13 protein-coding genes are annotated in these 16037 nt (G+C 60.0%); 9 read left to right on the forward strand and 4 right to left on the reverse strand.

Going from position 1 to position 16037, the window contains the following annotated elements; all coding sequences use genetic code 11:
- The first annotated feature begins 169 nt into the window (after window positions 1-169).
- Window positions 170-889 carry a transcriptional repressor LexA gene (lexA, locus tag OOZ53_RS20430; RefSeq protein ID WP_271091582.1) on the forward strand — a complete coding sequence of 240 codons (720 nt, stop codon included), beginning with the start codon at window positions 170-172 and terminating at the stop codon, window positions 887-889.
- Window positions 890-906: 17 nt separating this feature from the next.
- Here the strand turns inward: lexA and OOZ53_RS20435 are convergent, their stop codons facing one another.
- On the reverse strand, window positions 907-3225 hold the full coding sequence (locus OOZ53_RS20435; RefSeq protein ID WP_271091583.1) for a ComEC/Rec2 family competence protein: 2319 nt from the start codon (window positions 3223-3225) through the stop codon (window positions 907-909).
- Between the two features lie 149 nt (window positions 3226-3374).
- On the opposite strand from OOZ53_RS20435, the gene gltX reads away from it, so the two are divergent.
- From gltX to parE, 3 genes are all read left to right on the forward strand, one after another.
- Window positions 3375-4802 carry a glutamate--tRNA ligase gene (gene gltX / locus OOZ53_RS20440; protein ID WP_271091584.1) on the forward strand — a complete coding sequence of 476 codons (1428 nt, stop codon included), beginning with the start codon at window positions 3375-3377 and terminating at the stop codon, window positions 4800-4802.
- Between the two features lie 335 nt (window positions 4803-5137).
- The gene (gltA, locus tag OOZ53_RS20445) at window positions 5138-6430 is read left to right on the forward strand and encodes a citrate synthase (RefSeq protein WP_271091585.1); all 1293 of its coding nucleotides are present in this window, start codon (window positions 5138-5140) and stop codon (window positions 6428-6430) included.
- A 325-nt stretch (window positions 6431-6755) separates the two neighbouring features.
- Window positions 6756-8750 (forward strand): DNA topoisomerase IV subunit B, encoded by a 1995-nt coding sequence (gene parE, locus OOZ53_RS20450; RefSeq protein WP_425499204.1) that lies wholly within the window; start codon window positions 6756-6758, stop codon window positions 8748-8750.
- Between the two features lie 16 nt (window positions 8751-8766).
- On the opposite strand, the gene OOZ53_RS20455 is transcribed toward parE, so the two are convergent.
- On the reverse strand, window positions 8767-9813 hold the full coding sequence (locus OOZ53_RS20455) for a DUF2336 domain-containing protein (protein ID WP_271091587.1): 1047 nt from the start codon (window positions 9811-9813) through the stop codon (window positions 8767-8769).
- A gap of 225 nt (window positions 9814-10038) precedes the next feature.
- Here OOZ53_RS20455 and OOZ53_RS20460 point away from each other — a divergent pair, with 225 nt between their 5' ends.
- Both OOZ53_RS20460 and OOZ53_RS20465 read left to right on the forward strand, forming a co-directional pair.
- Window positions 10039-10491 (forward strand): MaoC family dehydratase, encoded by a 453-nt coding sequence (locus OOZ53_RS20460; RefSeq protein ID WP_271091588.1) that lies wholly within the window; start codon window positions 10039-10041, stop codon window positions 10489-10491.
- A gap of 2 nt (window positions 10492-10493) precedes the next feature.
- Complete coding sequence (locus tag OOZ53_RS20465; protein ID WP_271091589.1) at window positions 10494-11384, forward strand: HpcH/HpaI aldolase/citrate lyase family protein; 891 nt, start codon at window positions 10494-10496, stop codon at window positions 11382-11384.
- A 3-nt stretch (window positions 11385-11387) separates the two neighbouring features.
- Here OOZ53_RS20465 and OOZ53_RS20470 read toward each other — a convergent pair whose 3' ends face one another.
- Together OOZ53_RS20470 and OOZ53_RS20475 are read right to left on the reverse strand one after the other, a co-directional pair.
- Window positions 11388-12002 (reverse strand): flavin reductase family protein, encoded by a 615-nt coding sequence (locus tag OOZ53_RS20470; RefSeq protein ID WP_271091590.1) that lies wholly within the window; start codon window positions 12000-12002, stop codon window positions 11388-11390.
- Between the two features lie 86 nt (window positions 12003-12088).
- On the reverse strand, window positions 12089-12664 hold the full coding sequence (locus OOZ53_RS20475) for a nitroreductase family protein (protein ID WP_425499199.1): 576 nt from the start codon (window positions 12662-12664) through the stop codon (window positions 12089-12091).
- A 130-nt stretch (window positions 12665-12794) separates the two neighbouring features.
- Between OOZ53_RS20475 and OOZ53_RS20480 the strand changes: the two genes are divergently transcribed.
- The 3 genes from OOZ53_RS20480 to OOZ53_RS20490 all read left to right on the forward strand — a co-directional run bounded on the left by OOZ53_RS20480 (window position 12795) and on the right by OOZ53_RS20490 (window position 16034).
- Window positions 12795-13697: a hypothetical protein gene (locus OOZ53_RS20480; protein WP_271091592.1), complete on the forward strand. Its 903-nt coding sequence runs from the start codon at window positions 12795-12797 to the stop codon at window positions 13695-13697.
- 66 nt (window positions 13698-13763) lie between these two features.
- Window positions 13764-14450 carry a TIGR02117 family protein gene (locus tag OOZ53_RS20485; RefSeq protein ID WP_271091593.1) on the forward strand — a complete coding sequence of 229 codons (687 nt, stop codon included), beginning with the start codon at window positions 13764-13766 and terminating at the stop codon, window positions 14448-14450.
- Between the two features lie 192 nt (window positions 14451-14642).
- Window positions 14643-16034: a formylglycine-generating enzyme family protein gene (locus OOZ53_RS20490; RefSeq protein WP_271091594.1), complete on the forward strand. Its 1392-nt coding sequence runs from the start codon at window positions 14643-14645 to the stop codon at window positions 16032-16034.
- The last annotated feature ends 3 nt before the right edge of the window (window positions 16035-16037 follow it).

A 16037-nucleotide genomic window follows, 5' to 3' on the forward strand; every position in this document is an offset into this window, starting at 1 on the left:
CTCTGCTTTCAAAACCCCAAACGACTCAGCACGTTCGGCAATTTTGGGTCTCACCCAACTCCGACGCATCCATTTCGGCGTATCGTTTACGAAATATAAACACTTGAAGAACACAACTGGAACATATAGTGTATGTTCCGTATTTGTTTCTCCGACTCGGGAGCCCAGGATGCTGACGCGCAAACAACACGAACTTCTGCTTTTCATTCACGAACGAATGAAGGAATCGGGCATCCCGCCCTCATTCGACGAGATGAAGGAAGCGCTGGACCTGGCGTCGAAATCGGGGATCCATCGTCTGATTACGGCGCTCGAGGAACGCGGCTTCATAAGACGCCTGCCCAACCGGGCAAGAGCCCTGGAAGTCCTGCGTCTGCCAGAAACCATGATCCCGGGCGGGCAACCCCGCAAAGGCTTCTCCCCCAGCGTGATCGAGGGCAGCCTCGGAAAACCGGCAGCGGAAGAAAAGGTGCAGCCTCTTCGCCACGACGAAGATGCGGAACCCGCAGCAAGCGTTCCGGTCATGGGACGTATCGCTGCCGGTGTCCCCATATCGGCGATCCAGAACATCACCCACACGATCAGCGTGCCGCCCGAAATGCTCTCCAGCGGCGAACATTACGCGCTTGAAGTCAAGGGCGATTCGATGATCGAAGCCGGCATATTCGACGGCGATACCGTGGTGATCAAAAACGCCGCAACGGCCAACCCCGGTGAAATCGTGGTGGCGCTCGTCGATGACGAAGAAGCCACGCTCAAGCGCTTCCGGCGCAAGGGCGCGTCCATTGCGCTTGAAGCGGCCAACCCGGCCTATGAAACACGTATCTTCGGACCGGATCAGGTCAAGATCCAGGGAAAGCTGGTCGGCCTCATTCGCCGTTATCACTGAACAGGCCCGTCCGGCGGTTAATCGGCAAGCCAGGACGGTTTTGTGCGCTTGTATGTACGGCTTCGCCAATCGTAGAAACGCTGCCGCGTCCAAGGGCGGTTTGTCTGCCCGATGGCCGATTTGACCAAAAGCGCGCCGTCCCGTTCCACCAGTTCCAGCGAACCGGTCTGCCGGAGCATGCGTCCGGTCACCAGCATGGCGCCGGAATAACACCGGTCGAGCGCAATCGCCCTGTGCGTTACGACCAGATCGGCACTGTCGCATGCCGGCCCGAGAAAATGCAGATCCTCAACGACCGCCACAACGGTGCCCGCTTCGGTTTTGCCCACACAAAACTGCTTCTTTGCGCATGAGAAGCCGGGGCTTTCAGCCGAAACACGCAGGAACCCCGAAAGCAATTCGGGGGGACCGCGGGCGTCTGCTTCATGACCGGAACTGGTCGGGCGCAGCGTATCCGGCCGCCGCAGAGCATGCTGCCACTGCTCGAATACGAACGTGCTCGGCCTGGACCGGTTGGCGGCAAGTGCCCCCTCGGACACAAGCGCCACAAGCCTTCCATCTTCCGCAACCAGGATATCCGGGTCCTCGCCGGCAAAGACGACCATGGCGACGGCAGCGCAGGCGGCAACCGCCAGCCCGATCAGCCTGAGCTTGGAGCGCCCGAGGACAAACAACAGGAAACCGCCGGTCAGGACCAAGAACATGCCGAAACTGACACGTCCGACGACGACATAACCGCCGAGACTTTCGACGGTGTGCGCAATCCACATCACGACGTCCAACCCTGCCCCCATCGCCAGCAGCGGCCAGTATTCCAGCCCGAAGGGCATGGCCAGCATGGATGCCAGCCCCATCGGCATGACAATGACGGTGACGATCGGCATCGCAGCAAGGTTTGCGAGCAGGCCATAAGCCGCAATGCGGTGGAAATTGTAGACGGCGAATGGTCCCGTCGCCAGGCCGGCCACGAGCGAAGTCACCGCAAGTCCGGCGAAGAAAAAGACAATCATCCGCAGCACCCCCGGGACAGCGATGCCACCGGTCGCGTATTGCGTGGATCGCCGCCAGAACGAATAAACGGCAATCAGGGCCGCGGTTGCCGCAAACGACATCTGGAAGCCCGGCCCAAGCACAGCCGACGGTGAAATCAGGATGATGACTATGGCGGCCAGTGCCACGTTGCGCATCGTCAGTGCCGGACGGTCGGCGAGGACAGCGACGAGCATGATTGCCAGCATGATCCAGGCACGCTGGGTCGAGACACTGCCGCCGGATAGAAACAGATAAAATGTCGCCACCACAAGCGCGCCGGCAGCAGCGATCTTCTTGACCGGATATGCCTGGACCACGGACGGAAACAGACTGAATGCCGTGCGTAGCAGCAGGAAGAACGTCACCGCGACCAGCGCCATGTGCAGTCCCGAAATGGCAAGAACATGAGCCAGTCCGCTGGCTCGCAGCGCATCGACCGTATCCGGGCTGAGGCCGCGCCTGTCCGCAACGGTCAGCGCGCTGGCAAATCCGCCAGTATCACCGGGCAACACCGATCGAATGCGTGTAGAGATCGCCGCGCGTAGGCGTGACACGCCGAGCTGAAAGCCGAGCGCCCATCCGGTTTCGTCTACGCCATCGGACTCAATGGCCTCAGGTGCTCCGTAGAAGAAACCGTAGCCCCCCAATCCGTTGAAGTAGGAATGGAAAGAAAAGTCGAATCCGCCCGGCAGGACAGGACCCGACGGCGGCTGCAACCGCGCCAATCCGGAAATCCGGCCGCCGATGTCAATTGGCGTATGGCCGCCCCGCGCAACGAGCCTGACCCGCTCGGGCGGCCGCCCGATCTGCGGATCGAATGTCCTTTCTATCTCAACCGTATAGCGCCACCTTCCGGCATGATCGACATCCCGGTTGATCACCCTCCCCTCCAGCCGGGTCGTGATCTCGCTGTCGAGAAGCGTGGTGCCGTGCCGGCGGACCTCGGCTTCCGATGCCAGCATGCCGACAAGAAATCCGGCCGCGAGAACAAACGCGCCGCGCCAGCGCCCTTCGTCCTTGAGGAACAGCAACAAGACAACCGCCGCGAACAGGATGGCAACCGGCAGGATCGCAAGCGTTTCGTCGCTGCTGAACCACAAGCCGGCGCCCAACGCCATGCTCACGGGCAACCACAGGATTGTCTGGCCAACCTCGAACTCCTCGCGCAGCATCTGTTCGAACCGGGCAAAATAGCCGGCATTCCCATGATCGGGTATTGCATCGGAATAGGCCTCGACCGGCAGGTGAGCGGCATCGCTTTCGCGATACCGGGATCGATCCTCAGCGGCCTCGGTCCTGTCCATCAAAACTGTGCCTTTCCCCAATCTGCCAGTTCGATCCTACACAGCCTATGATTGCCGGCAAAGCTTGCGCCTCGGGGCCTTGCACTCTGACCGGTGTGTGTTACATGAGCGCCACGTTCCAGACAGTTTGCAAAGAACAGGAAAACTCCATGTCCGGAGAAGTCATAACCCGTTTCGCGCCCTCCCCGACCGGGTTCCTGCATATCGGCGGCGCTCGGACCGCCTTGTTCAACTGGCTCTATGCGAAAAACCGCGGCGGCAAGATGCTGCTGCGCATCGAGGACACCGACCGCAGCCGTTATTCCGAAGATGCCGTTGCGGCCATCCAGGATGGCCTCGAATGGCTGGGTCTCTCATGGGACGGCGATGCCATTTCCCAGTATGAAAGGGTCGAGCGTCACCGCGAGATCGCGCAGCAACTGCTCGACGCCGGCAAGGCCTACAAGTGCTTTGCAACGCCCCAGGAACTGGAGGAAATGCGCGAGAAGGCACGCGCCGAAGGCCGTCCTCCGCGCTATGATGGCCGCTGGCGCGACCGTGATCCGTCGGAGGCGCCCGAAGGCGCCGTGCCTGCCATCCGCATAAAGGCGCCGCGCCAGGGCGCCACGGTGGTCGCCGACAAGGTGCAGGGCGAGGTTTCCTTCCCGAACGGCGATCTTGACGATTTCATCATCCTGCGTTCGGACGGCAACCCGACCTACATGCTGGCGGTCGTTGTCGACGATCACGACATGGGTATCACCGACATTATCCGCGGCGACGATCACCTGACCAACGCCGCCCGGCAGACGGTCATCTACGAGGCGATGGGATGGCCGGTTCCGAATATGGCCCACATTCCGCTGATTCACGGCCCCGACGGCGCCAAACTGTCCAAGCGGCACGGCGCGCTCGGTGCCGAAGCCTACCGGGCGATGGGCTATCTTCCCGAGGCCCTGTGCAATTATCTCGTCCGTCTCGGCTGGAGCCATGGCGATGACGAGATCATATCCATGAAGCAGATGATCGAATGGTTCGACATCGCCCATATCAACAAGGGCGCCGCACGCTTCGACATCAAGAAGCTCGACGCGATCAACGCCCACTATGTCCGCAACAGCGCGGACGGCGATCTCGTCGACGCACTTGTCGAATTCTTTCCGTATATGGAAGACGGCGAATACTATCGGCGGCGCCTGACCCCGGAGATCAAATCGAAGCTGAAAGCCGCCATGCCCGGCCTGAAGGAACGCGCCAGAACACTGGTGGACCTCGCCGATGGCGCCCGTTTCCTGTTCGCCGAACGTCCTTTGCAGAACGAGGACAAGGCGGAAAAAATCCTTGCCGATGGCGGGCGTGAGGTGCTGCAAAAACTCTTGCCGATCCTGGAATCCGTCTCCGACTGGCAGGTCGAAACCCTTGAGGCCGTCATCCGAGACTTTGCCGAAGCCGGAGACCTCAAGCTCGGCAAGGTGGCCCAACCGCTTCGCGCCGCGCTGACCGGAAGAAGCACATCGCCAGGTGTCTTCGATGTTGTCGCGGTTCTCGGCCGTGAAGAAGCGCTTGGCCGGATATCAGACCAGCTCAACGCCGATTAGTCGCTGACACTGGAAATCGACGGTGCAGTGCGATATCTTCTGTCGTGGTGGCGGCTCGCGCATTTCACGATAGCGTGCGAAGACAGGCAAATTCGTTGATGCGGTCCGCCCGCAAAAAGCCGTTCTTCATGGAAAAACGCCCCTTTTTGCAACCGCTTGGCACGTTCCGTGCCAACGCGCCTGTCGGCTGCACCGTCCGCGTTGCAGTGCACAATTACACCATTGCCGAGCTTGGCAGCGCGTGCGAAATCGGCTAGCAACGGCGCACGAAGTTCCGGTTTGATCCGCGGAAGCCTCCGAGGGTCGTTTTTGATTGATAGTATAAGGGGACCAATATGACGGAATCGAAGGCAAAGCTCTCTGTCGATGGCAAAGACATCGAACTGCAGGTACGCGGCGGAACGGTTGGTCCGGATGTTATTGATATCGCAAGCCTTTACAAGGAAACAGGCACCTTTACCTACGACCCGGGCTTTACCTCGACCGCCTCCTGCGAATCCAAGATTACCTATATTGACGGCGAAGCAGGCGTGCTTCTGCACCGCGGCTACCCGATCGACCAACTGGCCGAACACGGCGATTTCCTCGAGGCCTGCTATCTGCTTCTGTATGGCGAACTGCCGAACAAGGCGCAGAAAGCTGACTTCGACTACCGTGTGACCCGCCACACCATGATCCACGAGCAGATGTCGCGCTTTTTCACCGGCTTCCGACGCGACGCGCACCCGATGGCCATCATGTGCGGCGTTGTCGGAGCGCTGTCGGCGTTCTACCACGACTCCACGGATATCACCGATCCGCATCAGCGTATGGTGGCGAGCCTGCGCATGATCGCGAAAATGCCGACGATCGCCGCGATGGCGTACAAGTACCATATCGGCCAGCCCTTCGTTTATCCGAAGAACGACCTCGATTACGCCTCCAATTTCCTGCACATGTGCTTCGCGGTTCCTTGCGAGGAGTACGTGGTCAACCCGGTTCTGGCCCGCGCAATGGACCGGATCTTCATCCTCCATGCCGATCACGAGCAGAATGCCTCGACGTCCACGGTCCGTCTCGCCGGCTCATCCGGCGCCAATCCGTTCGCCTGTATCGCCGCGGGCATCGCTTGCCTTTGGGGCCCCGCCCATGGCGGCGCGAACGAGGCCGCGTTGAACATGCTTTCGGAGATCGGTTCGGTCGACAACATTCCCGAATATATCGACCGCGCCAAGGATCACGACGATCCGTTCCGCCTGATGGGCTTTGGCCACCGCGTGTACAAGAACTACGATCCGCGCGCCAAGATCATGCAGAAAACGACACATGAGGTTCTGGCCGAACTCGGTATCAAGGACGACCCGCTTCTCGACGTGGCCATCGAACTGGAACGCATCGCGCTCACCGACGAGTACTTCATCGAGAAGAAGCTCTATCCGAACATCGATTTCTATTCGGGCATTACGCTGAAGGCGCTGGGCTTCCCGACCACCATGTTCACCGTCCTCTTCGCGCTGGCACGCACCGTCGGCTGGATTGCGCAGTGGAAGGAAATGATCGAGGACCCGCATCAGAGGATCGGCCGTCCACGCCAGCTCTATACCGGAGAAACGAGCCGGGACTACATTCCGATTTCCAGCCGTTCCTGATGGCCTGCGGGTAACCGCGCCCCAAACCGACAATCGCTCCGGCCGGATGAATCCCGACCGGGGCGATTTTCGATTGAAAACGGCGAAATCCCGGCTTTCAAGGCGCGAATATATACCTCGTTGAAGCGCGCGCACTCGCAACAGACGTCCGATTCTGGCAGACTCTGGCCGATGCGAATCAATGAAAATCTCCGGTCGGAAATCCGATCCGGGTATTTTCGGATCGGAACAACGAGGACCCGCCCGCTCGATGGATGACAAGACCGACCTATTTTCCGACCTGAGCGCACCGCAGGCGACGGACGACACGGCCAGTGAAAAGGAAATCGGCAAGACCGGATCGAAGCGAACACGCACGAACAGGGCAGCAGCAATGAAGGACAATGCCGAAGCGGCTTATTCAGCTTCCGACATCGAGGTGCTCGAGGGACTGGAACCGGTTCGTCGCAGGCCCGGCATGTATATCGGTGGAACCGACACCAAGGCCCTTCACCACCTGTTCGCCGAAGTCATCGACAACGCCATGGACGAAGCCGTTGCAGGCCATGCCAAGGTGATAGAGGTCGAACTGGAGGCCGACGGATTCCTCAGCGTCAGCGACAATGGCCGCGGCATACCCGTCGATCCGCACCCGAAATACAAGAACAAGTCTGCGCTCGAAGTGATCATGACGACGCTGCACGCCGGGGGCAAATTCGATTCCAAGGTCTATGAGACGTCGGGCGGCCTGCACGGCGTCGGCGTTTCGGTGGTCAACGCCTTGTCCGATCATCTGGAGGTCGAGGTCGCCCGCAACCGGCGGCTCTACCGTCAGGATTTCTCGCGCGGTTTGCCGAAGGGCAAGTTGCAGGATCTCGGCGAGGTACACAATCGGCGCGGCACCAAGGTCCGTTTCCACCCGGACGCCGAGATATTCGGAAAGAACGCGCATTTCGAGCCTGCCAGACTGTTCAAGATGGCGCGCTCCAAGGCCTACCTCTTCGGCGGTGTGGAAATCCGCTGGAGCTGCGATCCCTCACTGCTGGATGAAAAGAGCGAGACGCCCGCCAAGGCCACCTTTCATTTCCCTGGCGGCCTCAAGGACTACCTCGACGCCACCATCGGCCCGGAACACAAGGTCACGCGCGACATATTCTTCGGCCGCTCCGAAAAGACCGGCGGCCATGGAACGGTTGAATGGGCCGTCACCTGGTATACGGGCGATGCCTTCATCAACTCCTACTGCAACACCGTGCCGACGCCCGAGGGCGGCACCCATGAAGCCGGCTTTCGCCTGGCGCTGACGCGCGGCCTGAAGGCCTATGCGGAACTCACCGGCAACAAGCGTGCATCGATCATCACCACCGACGACGTGCTGATCTCGCTTGCTGGCATGCTGTCGGTTTTCGTGCGCGAACCGGAATTCGTTGGTCAGACCAAGGACAAGCTCGCAACCGTCGAGGCGCAGCGCATCGTCGAAAATGCCGTGCGCGATCCCTTCGATCATTTTCTTGCCGATTCCCCGCAGGAAGCGGCCAAACTGCTCGACTGGGTTCTGGAGCGGGCGGACGAGCGCGTGCGGCGGCGCAAGGAAAAGGAAGTCAGCCGCAAGAGCGCGGTCCGCAAGCTGCGGCTTCCCGGAAAGCTTGCCGACTGTTCGCAAAATGCCGCCGCGGGCGCCGAACTCTTTATCGTCGAGGGCGACTCCGCCGGCGGCTCCGCAAAGCAGGCCCGCAACCGGGCCAACCAGGCGATCCTCCCGCTCAGGGGCAAGATCCTCAATGTCGCCAGCGCCGGCCGCGACAAGCTCGGAGCCAACCAGCAGATCGCCGACATCGTCCAGGCGCTGGGCTGCGGGACGCGCTCAAAATATCGCGAGCAGGATCTGCGCTACGACCGGGTCATCATCATGACGGACGCCGATGTCGACGGCGCGCATATCGCCTCGCTGCTGATCACATTCTTCTATCAGGAGATGCCGGAACTCATCCGCGAGGGGCATCTATACCTGGCCGTCCCGCCTCTCTATCGCATCACCCAGGGCGGCAAGACCCTTTATGCCCGCGACGACGCCCACCGGGCCGAACTCCTGGAGACCGAGTTCAAGGGAAAAGGCAAGATCGATATCGGCCGCTTCAAGGGGCTTGGCGAGATGCTTCCGGCGCAGTTGAAGGAAACGACCATGCATCCCGACAAGCGCACGCTGCTACGGGTCGAGATCGATGAGTCGATTGCCGACGATACGCGCAAGGCGGTCGATAACCTGATGGGGACGAAGGCGGACGCACGCTTCCAGTTCATCCAGGAACGCGCCGAATTCGTCGAAGACCTCGATATCTGATTGAATTCAGATGCCTTTATGCGGCTTCGTAAGTCATTGACACCGCATAATCCTTTGCCGCCTGTCGGCGGAATTCGAGATTCATGCGCTCCACCAGCATGAGCAGATCCGAGACCGCACCGCCCTCTCCCGCACCGGCATGCTGATCGACCAGCGATTCGGTAATCCGCAGCGCGCTCGGGCTTGTATCGACACGGGTTGCCTGACGCCAAAGCAGCGTCGCTGAAACGAAGACCTCCGCCACCGTGCTGTCCAGACCTCCGGACGTGTAGAGCGCCACAATCGCATTGCGACGGCCATCGACCAGTATGCTGCGGACGCGGTCATCGCTGACACCGGAAACGGAGCCGATCGCTGCCGCGAAGAACTCGATATTGCCGATGCAAAGCGTGTGCATGAGGAAGGCCGGTGTCAGCCTGCCGGCAAGACGCAGATGTTCCACCAGCGCCGGAATTTCGTCCCCCGTTATGCTTCCGGCCAGTTGCAGCGTTGCCGACTGGCATGCGTCGTCCATGATCCGTTCCGCGCGGCTTTGGCCGATGATGCCGGCAACGAAGGCCGATTGCGTCAGCGCATCGCCCACTTTCATGATAAGCGCATGGCGCACGTCACAGGGAAGATCGCCACGCTCCAGCAAACGCGCGCGCAGTTCCGCATGATCGCCGAAGCGTTCGGTGATCCGGCGCAGCGTCACTTTCGCTATACGCGCTGACAGATTATCCAGCATCTCCGCGATCGGGTGCCGTCCGGCAACTTCCGCAAGTGCGGCGCACACGGCCGGGCTGAGATCGGCGCGGTTGGCAATCGCGCTTTGTATGCCCGGCCTGCCATCGGCGGCCAGGTCGACCAGATCCTGCTCCCTCAGAACCGGCGAGCAACAGACGACAACACCGGCCACATCGATCTGATCCCGTGCAAGACTGCAAATGACCGAGCGCGGCGCCTTTTCACTGCCGGACAGCGCTTCCGCCATCGATTGCCGGACCATCGGAGACGGATCGTCCAGCAGCAATGCCATTGCCGCCTCCGCCGCGCGCGTTTCTTCCACCGACAATTCGCTCATCACAAAAGCACGTGCCAGTGCGCTTGCCGCGCGGGCTCTGTCCCTGGAACCCGCGGTCTCAGACCATTGCAAGAATTTTCGGACGATCATTCAGTATTTCCACCCTCAAAGCACCATTGCCAACGACCGTAAAAGCAAAAGGTTTACGATCGGTTCACTATATTTGTTAACCGCTTGCGGCAGTTCGGGCCCTCGCCTATCTTGCCGGCCAAATGGAGGGCCCCGATGCCAGGATTGTATTTGCAGGAGTTTTCACCCGGTCAGGTGATCCAGCACGAATTGCGCAGAACAATTACCGAAAGCGACAACATGTTGTTTTCCAACATGACGCTGAATCCACAGCCCCTGCATATCGATTTTGATTTCGCGGCCAAGACGGAATGGGGCAAGCCTCTCGTCAACTCATTGTTTACATTGGGATTATTGATCGGCATTTCCGTCAACGACACGACAATCGGGACAACGATCGGCAATCTCGGCATGACGGATGTGGTCTTCCCGCACCCGATGTTCCACGGCGATACGCTGCGGGTCGAAACCGAAATCATCTCCGTGCGCGAGTCGAAATCCAAGAATGACCGAGGCATCGTCGAGTTCGAGCATCGCGGGTACAATCAGGACAATGTTCTGGTGGCAAGCTGCCGCCGGCAGGCAATGATGCGCAAGAAGGCGGTCTGAACGTGCGCTCTTATCTTTTTGTTCCCGGTGATTCGCAAAGAAAACTGGAAAAGTCCCTCTCGAGCGGCGCCGATTGCCTGCTGATCGACCTCGAGGATTCGGTTTCGGTTTCACAGAAACCCGTTGCCCGGCAGATGGCCCGTGACTTCATCGCTCAACTGCGCCAGGACGACACGCGCGACACGCCGGGGCTGGTGATTCGGGTCAATCCTCTTGGTTCCGCAATGACAGATGAGGACCTTGCCGCGGTCATCTCTGCACGACCGGACGGCGTTTTGCTGCCGAAATGCGAGCACGGCGCGGATGTCCAGAACCTGTCCGCGCTGATCGCGGTTCACGAAGCGGAAGCCGGCATCGCGGAAGGTGCGACCGATATCCACGCCCTCGTCACCGAGACAGCCAAGGGCACATTGAACGCGAACACCTATGGGGCCGTTTCGGATCGGCTGCGCACCCTGTCCTGGGGCGGAGAAGATCTTTCCGCCGATATCGGCGTCGAATCCAACCGGGATGAAGACGGGCGCTACACGAATCTCTTCCGCCACGCCCGCACGATGACACTGCTCGGCGCTGCGGCTGCTGGCGTCGAGGCGGTTGATACGGTCTATGTGGACTTCAGGAACAGTGATGGTTTGGAACAGGAATGCCGTGAGGCCGTCCGCGACGGATTCTCGGGAAAAATGGCGATCCACCCCGCGCAGGTGGACATCATCAACCGCATCTTCACACCGTCGGATGCGGCGGTGGAGCGCGCAAAACGCATTGTCAGCCTGTTCGAGGAAGCCGGTGAGGATGCGGGCGTTCTGTCTCTGGACGGACAGATGATTGACCGCCCGCACCTGAAGCAGTCCCTGAAAATACTCGAACGTGCGCGCGTGGCCGGGATCGGCTAGCCGCTATCCGTCCTCGTCCCAGGTCGGTCGGGTCATCTCGAAAGTTGCGGCCCCGTCGCTGTAGTCGCGGTAACCCAAGCGTGCAAGCGGCGCGGCCTTCGCCATATCGATCCTGCCGTCTTTGATGACTGCCTCATCGATATGGATGCCGACCACCTGGCCGATGACGAGGATGTAGTCCGATATTCCGCCTGAAAGGGTCTTGGGACTGAAGATGTCCACCACCTTGCACTCGAGCGCAGCGAATGCCTCGCGCACATGCGGCGCATCGATCAGCTTTCCAGGCGCTGCCGTCAGACCGGCATACTGGAACTCGTCGATATGGGCCGGTGCGTTGACCGAACTGGCATTGACCTTCTCGGCATGAACGCGGCTGGCAAGGCTTGCGGAAAACTCGCCGGTGGCCTCGACATTGGTGACCGTATCCTTGCGCCCGTCGGAGGCGAACATCACCATTTTCGGACCGTCGCCAATGGCGTTGAAGTAGGAGTAAGGGGCAAGGTTCGGAGCCCCGTCGGCGCTGAGCGTTCCAATCCAGCCGATCGGCCGCGGTGAAACCAGCGCCTTGAATGGATCATGCCGCAGGCCATGATCGTTTTCATGCGTTTCATAGAACATGTTGTCCTGCCTCTCCCGGTCGCGGCATCCGGCAATGGGTGCGGACCGCCATCTGATGGCGGCAATGAGTATTCAACGCCATCGGATCACTCGACCCATGTCGTCAGCTGATCGACATCCGGGCGCGGGCGCTCGCTCGGCGGCATGCCGGGCGTTCCGATATGCAGCATGCCGGCAATGCGTTCGCCGGGTTGGACTCCCAGGATTTCAAGCGCCTCCGGATCATAGCTCATCCACTCGCTCAGCCAATTGGCGGAAAATCCACAGGCATTGGCGGCCATGAACAGATTGAGGCAGACCGCCCCCGCCGACAGGACCTGTTCCCATTCGGGAATTTTCGGATGTTCGCCCGCTGTACTGACGACAGCAATGACGACAGGAGCCCGCGTCATGCGTGTCTCTTCCTGTTCGCGCCGTTCCGCGAGCATGTCGGGTTCCTTGCGCGACGCCAGTTCCGCCAGCCTTGCGCCAATCCGGTCCCGCCCCTGGCCGCGAAACACGATGAACCGCCAGGGCGCAAGTTTACCATGATCGGGAACGCGCGTGGCAAGGGTCAGCATCTCTTGTATGGTGTCCCGGTCGGGGCCCGGTTCCGTCATCACATTGGCCGGAATGGACCGGCGCGTCTCGAGATAGGTTTTCAATGCTTCATTCATTGCCATGTCCTTGCCATACCTGCACAATTGCCTTGAATTTGCCATTTGCATGGGTTTCAAACCTCTGACAAGTGATATCGGGATTCGGATGTTACATTTCAGTCTTCGAACCGCATTTTTGCCTGTTGCGTTGCTGTTGTGCGCGACAGCGGGCTCGGTATCGGCACAGGATACGCAAGCGCCGGCCGGCGATGCAAACACATTGGACCTTCCCGGACTGACCGAATTCGCGCCGACCGGAAACGTGCCCGAGATCACCGCTCCATCCGATGAATTGCGCAACGTGGATCTCGATGCACGTCTAGTCGAGGGTGCCGCACCCCTGGAACACGGCCTGATCTGGCGCGTCTATCACCCCGTTCCGGACCGCGACGGCAAGCTGCCAATCCTGGCGACATCGGAAGGCGGTTCAGCGCTGATTTCCATGGAGCCGGGTGAGTACTTCGTTCACGTGTCATTCGGTCTTGCAGGCGTGACACGCAAACTCGTGGTTCCGCCGCGCGGACCGGTGGACACGCAGGATTTCATCCTCAACGCCGGCGGCCTGGTGTTGAACGCCGTTTCCGGAAACGACGTGCGAATTCCGCCGGCCAAGCTGAAATTCTCGATCTATTCCGAGGAACGGGACGCCAACGGCCAGCGGCAGCTCATCATCGCCGATGTGCGGCCGAGCAAGATCATTCGCCTTAATGACGGCATTTATCACGTGGTTTCGGAATATGGCGAGGTCAATGCTGTCATCCGCTCCGACATCTCCGTGGCCGCCGGCAAGCTGACCGAAGCGACGATCCAGCATCGCGCGGCGCAGATCACGTTGAAGCTCGTTGCCGATGAAGGCGGCGAAGCCATTGCCGATACCGCATGGTCCATCACCAACTCGGCCGGCGACCTGATCAGCGAGAGCGTCGGAGCCTTCCCTTCGCTTGTGCTCGCTGAGGGCGACTATACGGCCATTGCCCGCCACAAGGAGAAACTCTACCGGAGGGATTTCAAGGTGGCGGCCGGATTCAATTACGATGTCGAGGTGCTGCTGCAGTAAGCGGTCCGCACCGTACATCTTCGCGAGGCAGATGTGGAAACCCGTGACGGCGGAAAACCCGCAGCAGTGCATAGAATAGTCAAGGCGGTCATCTATTCGGTTGTCGTCCTGCTTGGCCTCATCGCCGCCTATCTCACCGCTGCGGTGGCGGGAACATTGTGGACGGCGCCAGGCGCGGCGGTCGCGGCCACGGACCGATCCAACGTCGTATATGTCCTGTCAAACGGATTTCACAGCGACATCGCGCTGCCGGTCGTGAACGGTCAACCACCAGCAGGCATTCCTGTGCGCGATGCCGACTTGCCTCACGGCCTGGCTCAGGCACATTATCTGATTATCGGCTGGGGATCGCAGACGGCCTATACCAGCCTTTTGGCCCTGACGGACCTGACACCCGGCATTGTCGTTCGCGCACTCGCCTTCGACAGGACGGTTGTGCATGTCCTCCCCATCCCGGGCGCTCCTTACGGTGATGGCGTATACCGGGTTGAACTGGATGACGCACAGTATGAACGGTTGGTTCGCTTCATCGCGGATGCATTCAAGACCGACCCGGAAGGCGAGGCCGAACTGATCGACGGGGTCACCCAGGGGTTCGGTGACGTGTTCTATCGCGCGAACGGCCGCTTCAGCCCGTTTTACGGCTGCAATGCATGGACCGGACAGGCACTGAGAAAGGCCGGCGTGCCGGTAGGAATCTGGACGCCGTTCGCGCAGTCCATAGAGTGGAATATGAGCCGGCTATCGAGATAGCGCCTGCAATTGAATTGTGACAGGACTATCGGCGCCTGCGACAACATTATGCATCACAGTGACACAATTCTTGAAGATCGAACGTCCAGATTGCGGCAGCATCGCGGTGTGTTCGCCATAGTTTAGGCCGAAATTCGTTCTCCACTTGATTCAGGCCGGCATCAGTCGGGTTGATTTGGGCGGAATGGTGTTTTGGGAGCGCCCCATAATGCCGAATTAACGACCCCTACGACGCTGCAGGATATTTCTGCGGTGGCGTCAGGGCAGGCGAATTATTTCCAAAAATATCCAGATCTTCCGGATCGAGATCGACCTCTCGTTATTCGTATTTTTCGGCTTTCCCGAGGCAGAAAGTTAGAAAGTTTATGTATTATGTATAAAGTACACGACCCCAGAGGAAACACAGTCACCGGCCTGAAACAAAAAGCATCGACGCGGCCACCGCTCAACAACATCAGGCTGGTACACCCGAAAAGCAGACAGCAATCCGGCAAGGTGCTCGCACCCAAGTTCAAGTGGGAGGACGATACCGACTCCGCGCTGGACATTCCGGACTTCCTGCTCAAGGACCCGAACGAAAACGCCCGCAACGAAAACAAGCACCGCCGACTGAAACAGGCAACAGTCGCAGCTGCCGCTGTTCTGCTGCTCGCGATCAGTGGCATCGGCATCTTCACCGACTATCTGACGGCGGATGTCGGTTTGATGTCCCGGGACAGCGCCCCGGCGCAGGCAGAACCATCGCAGGCCGCACCATCGCAAGCGGCATCCGTTGAGCCGAAGACACCGTCAATTTTTGATGAGGTAAGGGTAAGCCAGGCTCAGATTGTCGCGGCGGAGCCGGTTCCGGCGCGACCAGAAGAACCGACCGCACCCGCCACCGCTCCGAAAGACAATGATGCGGCCGCTGCGCCGGCCGGCGCAATCATGCCGGCCATGGTCACCATCGCACAGGGTGAGTATCTCGTTCCGAAACCCGATGCCCAGCAGAGCGATTTTCAGCTGCGGAACATAACGCTGAAAAGCTTCCGGATCGCGACAAGCGAAGTCACGCGGCAGCAATGGCAAGCCTGCGCCGCCGACAATCGCTGTTCGGTCGAAGGGTTTCCGGCCGAATACTTCAGCCAGAACAAACTCGCGCTGCCGATTACCGCGATCACGGCCGATCAGATGATGGGTTTTATCGACTGGATCAACTCGAAGCGCGGCTCCAACGAGCCGCCGTTCCGGTTGCCCAGCGATGCGGAATGGATCGTGGCAGCCCGCGGCGGCGAGACGGGACACAGCAATTTCGCATGGGGGCAGAACTTCGATCCGCAGAAAATCCGTGCAACCGACATACTGATCCCCGTCGAACATGGTGAGCCCGTGAACGGTCTTTATGGCATGTCGGACAATGCCGCCGAGCGCGTGTCCGGATGCTGGATAAAGGCGCTCGCCGGCGGAAAATGCTTCCGCAATCTGGGAACGGTTCTTGGTCCCACGCCCGGCAAGATCGACAACCGGACGACCGCCCTCACCCACCGGGTGGGCCGGTCGCAAAACACGCCATACCAGAACATCGGTTTTCGCCTGGCACAGTAACCA

This window comes from Allohoeflea poritis (assembly GCF_027889715.1).
GTDB lineage: Bacteria > Pseudomonadota > Alphaproteobacteria > Rhizobiales > Rhizobiaceae > Hoeflea_A > Hoeflea_A poritis.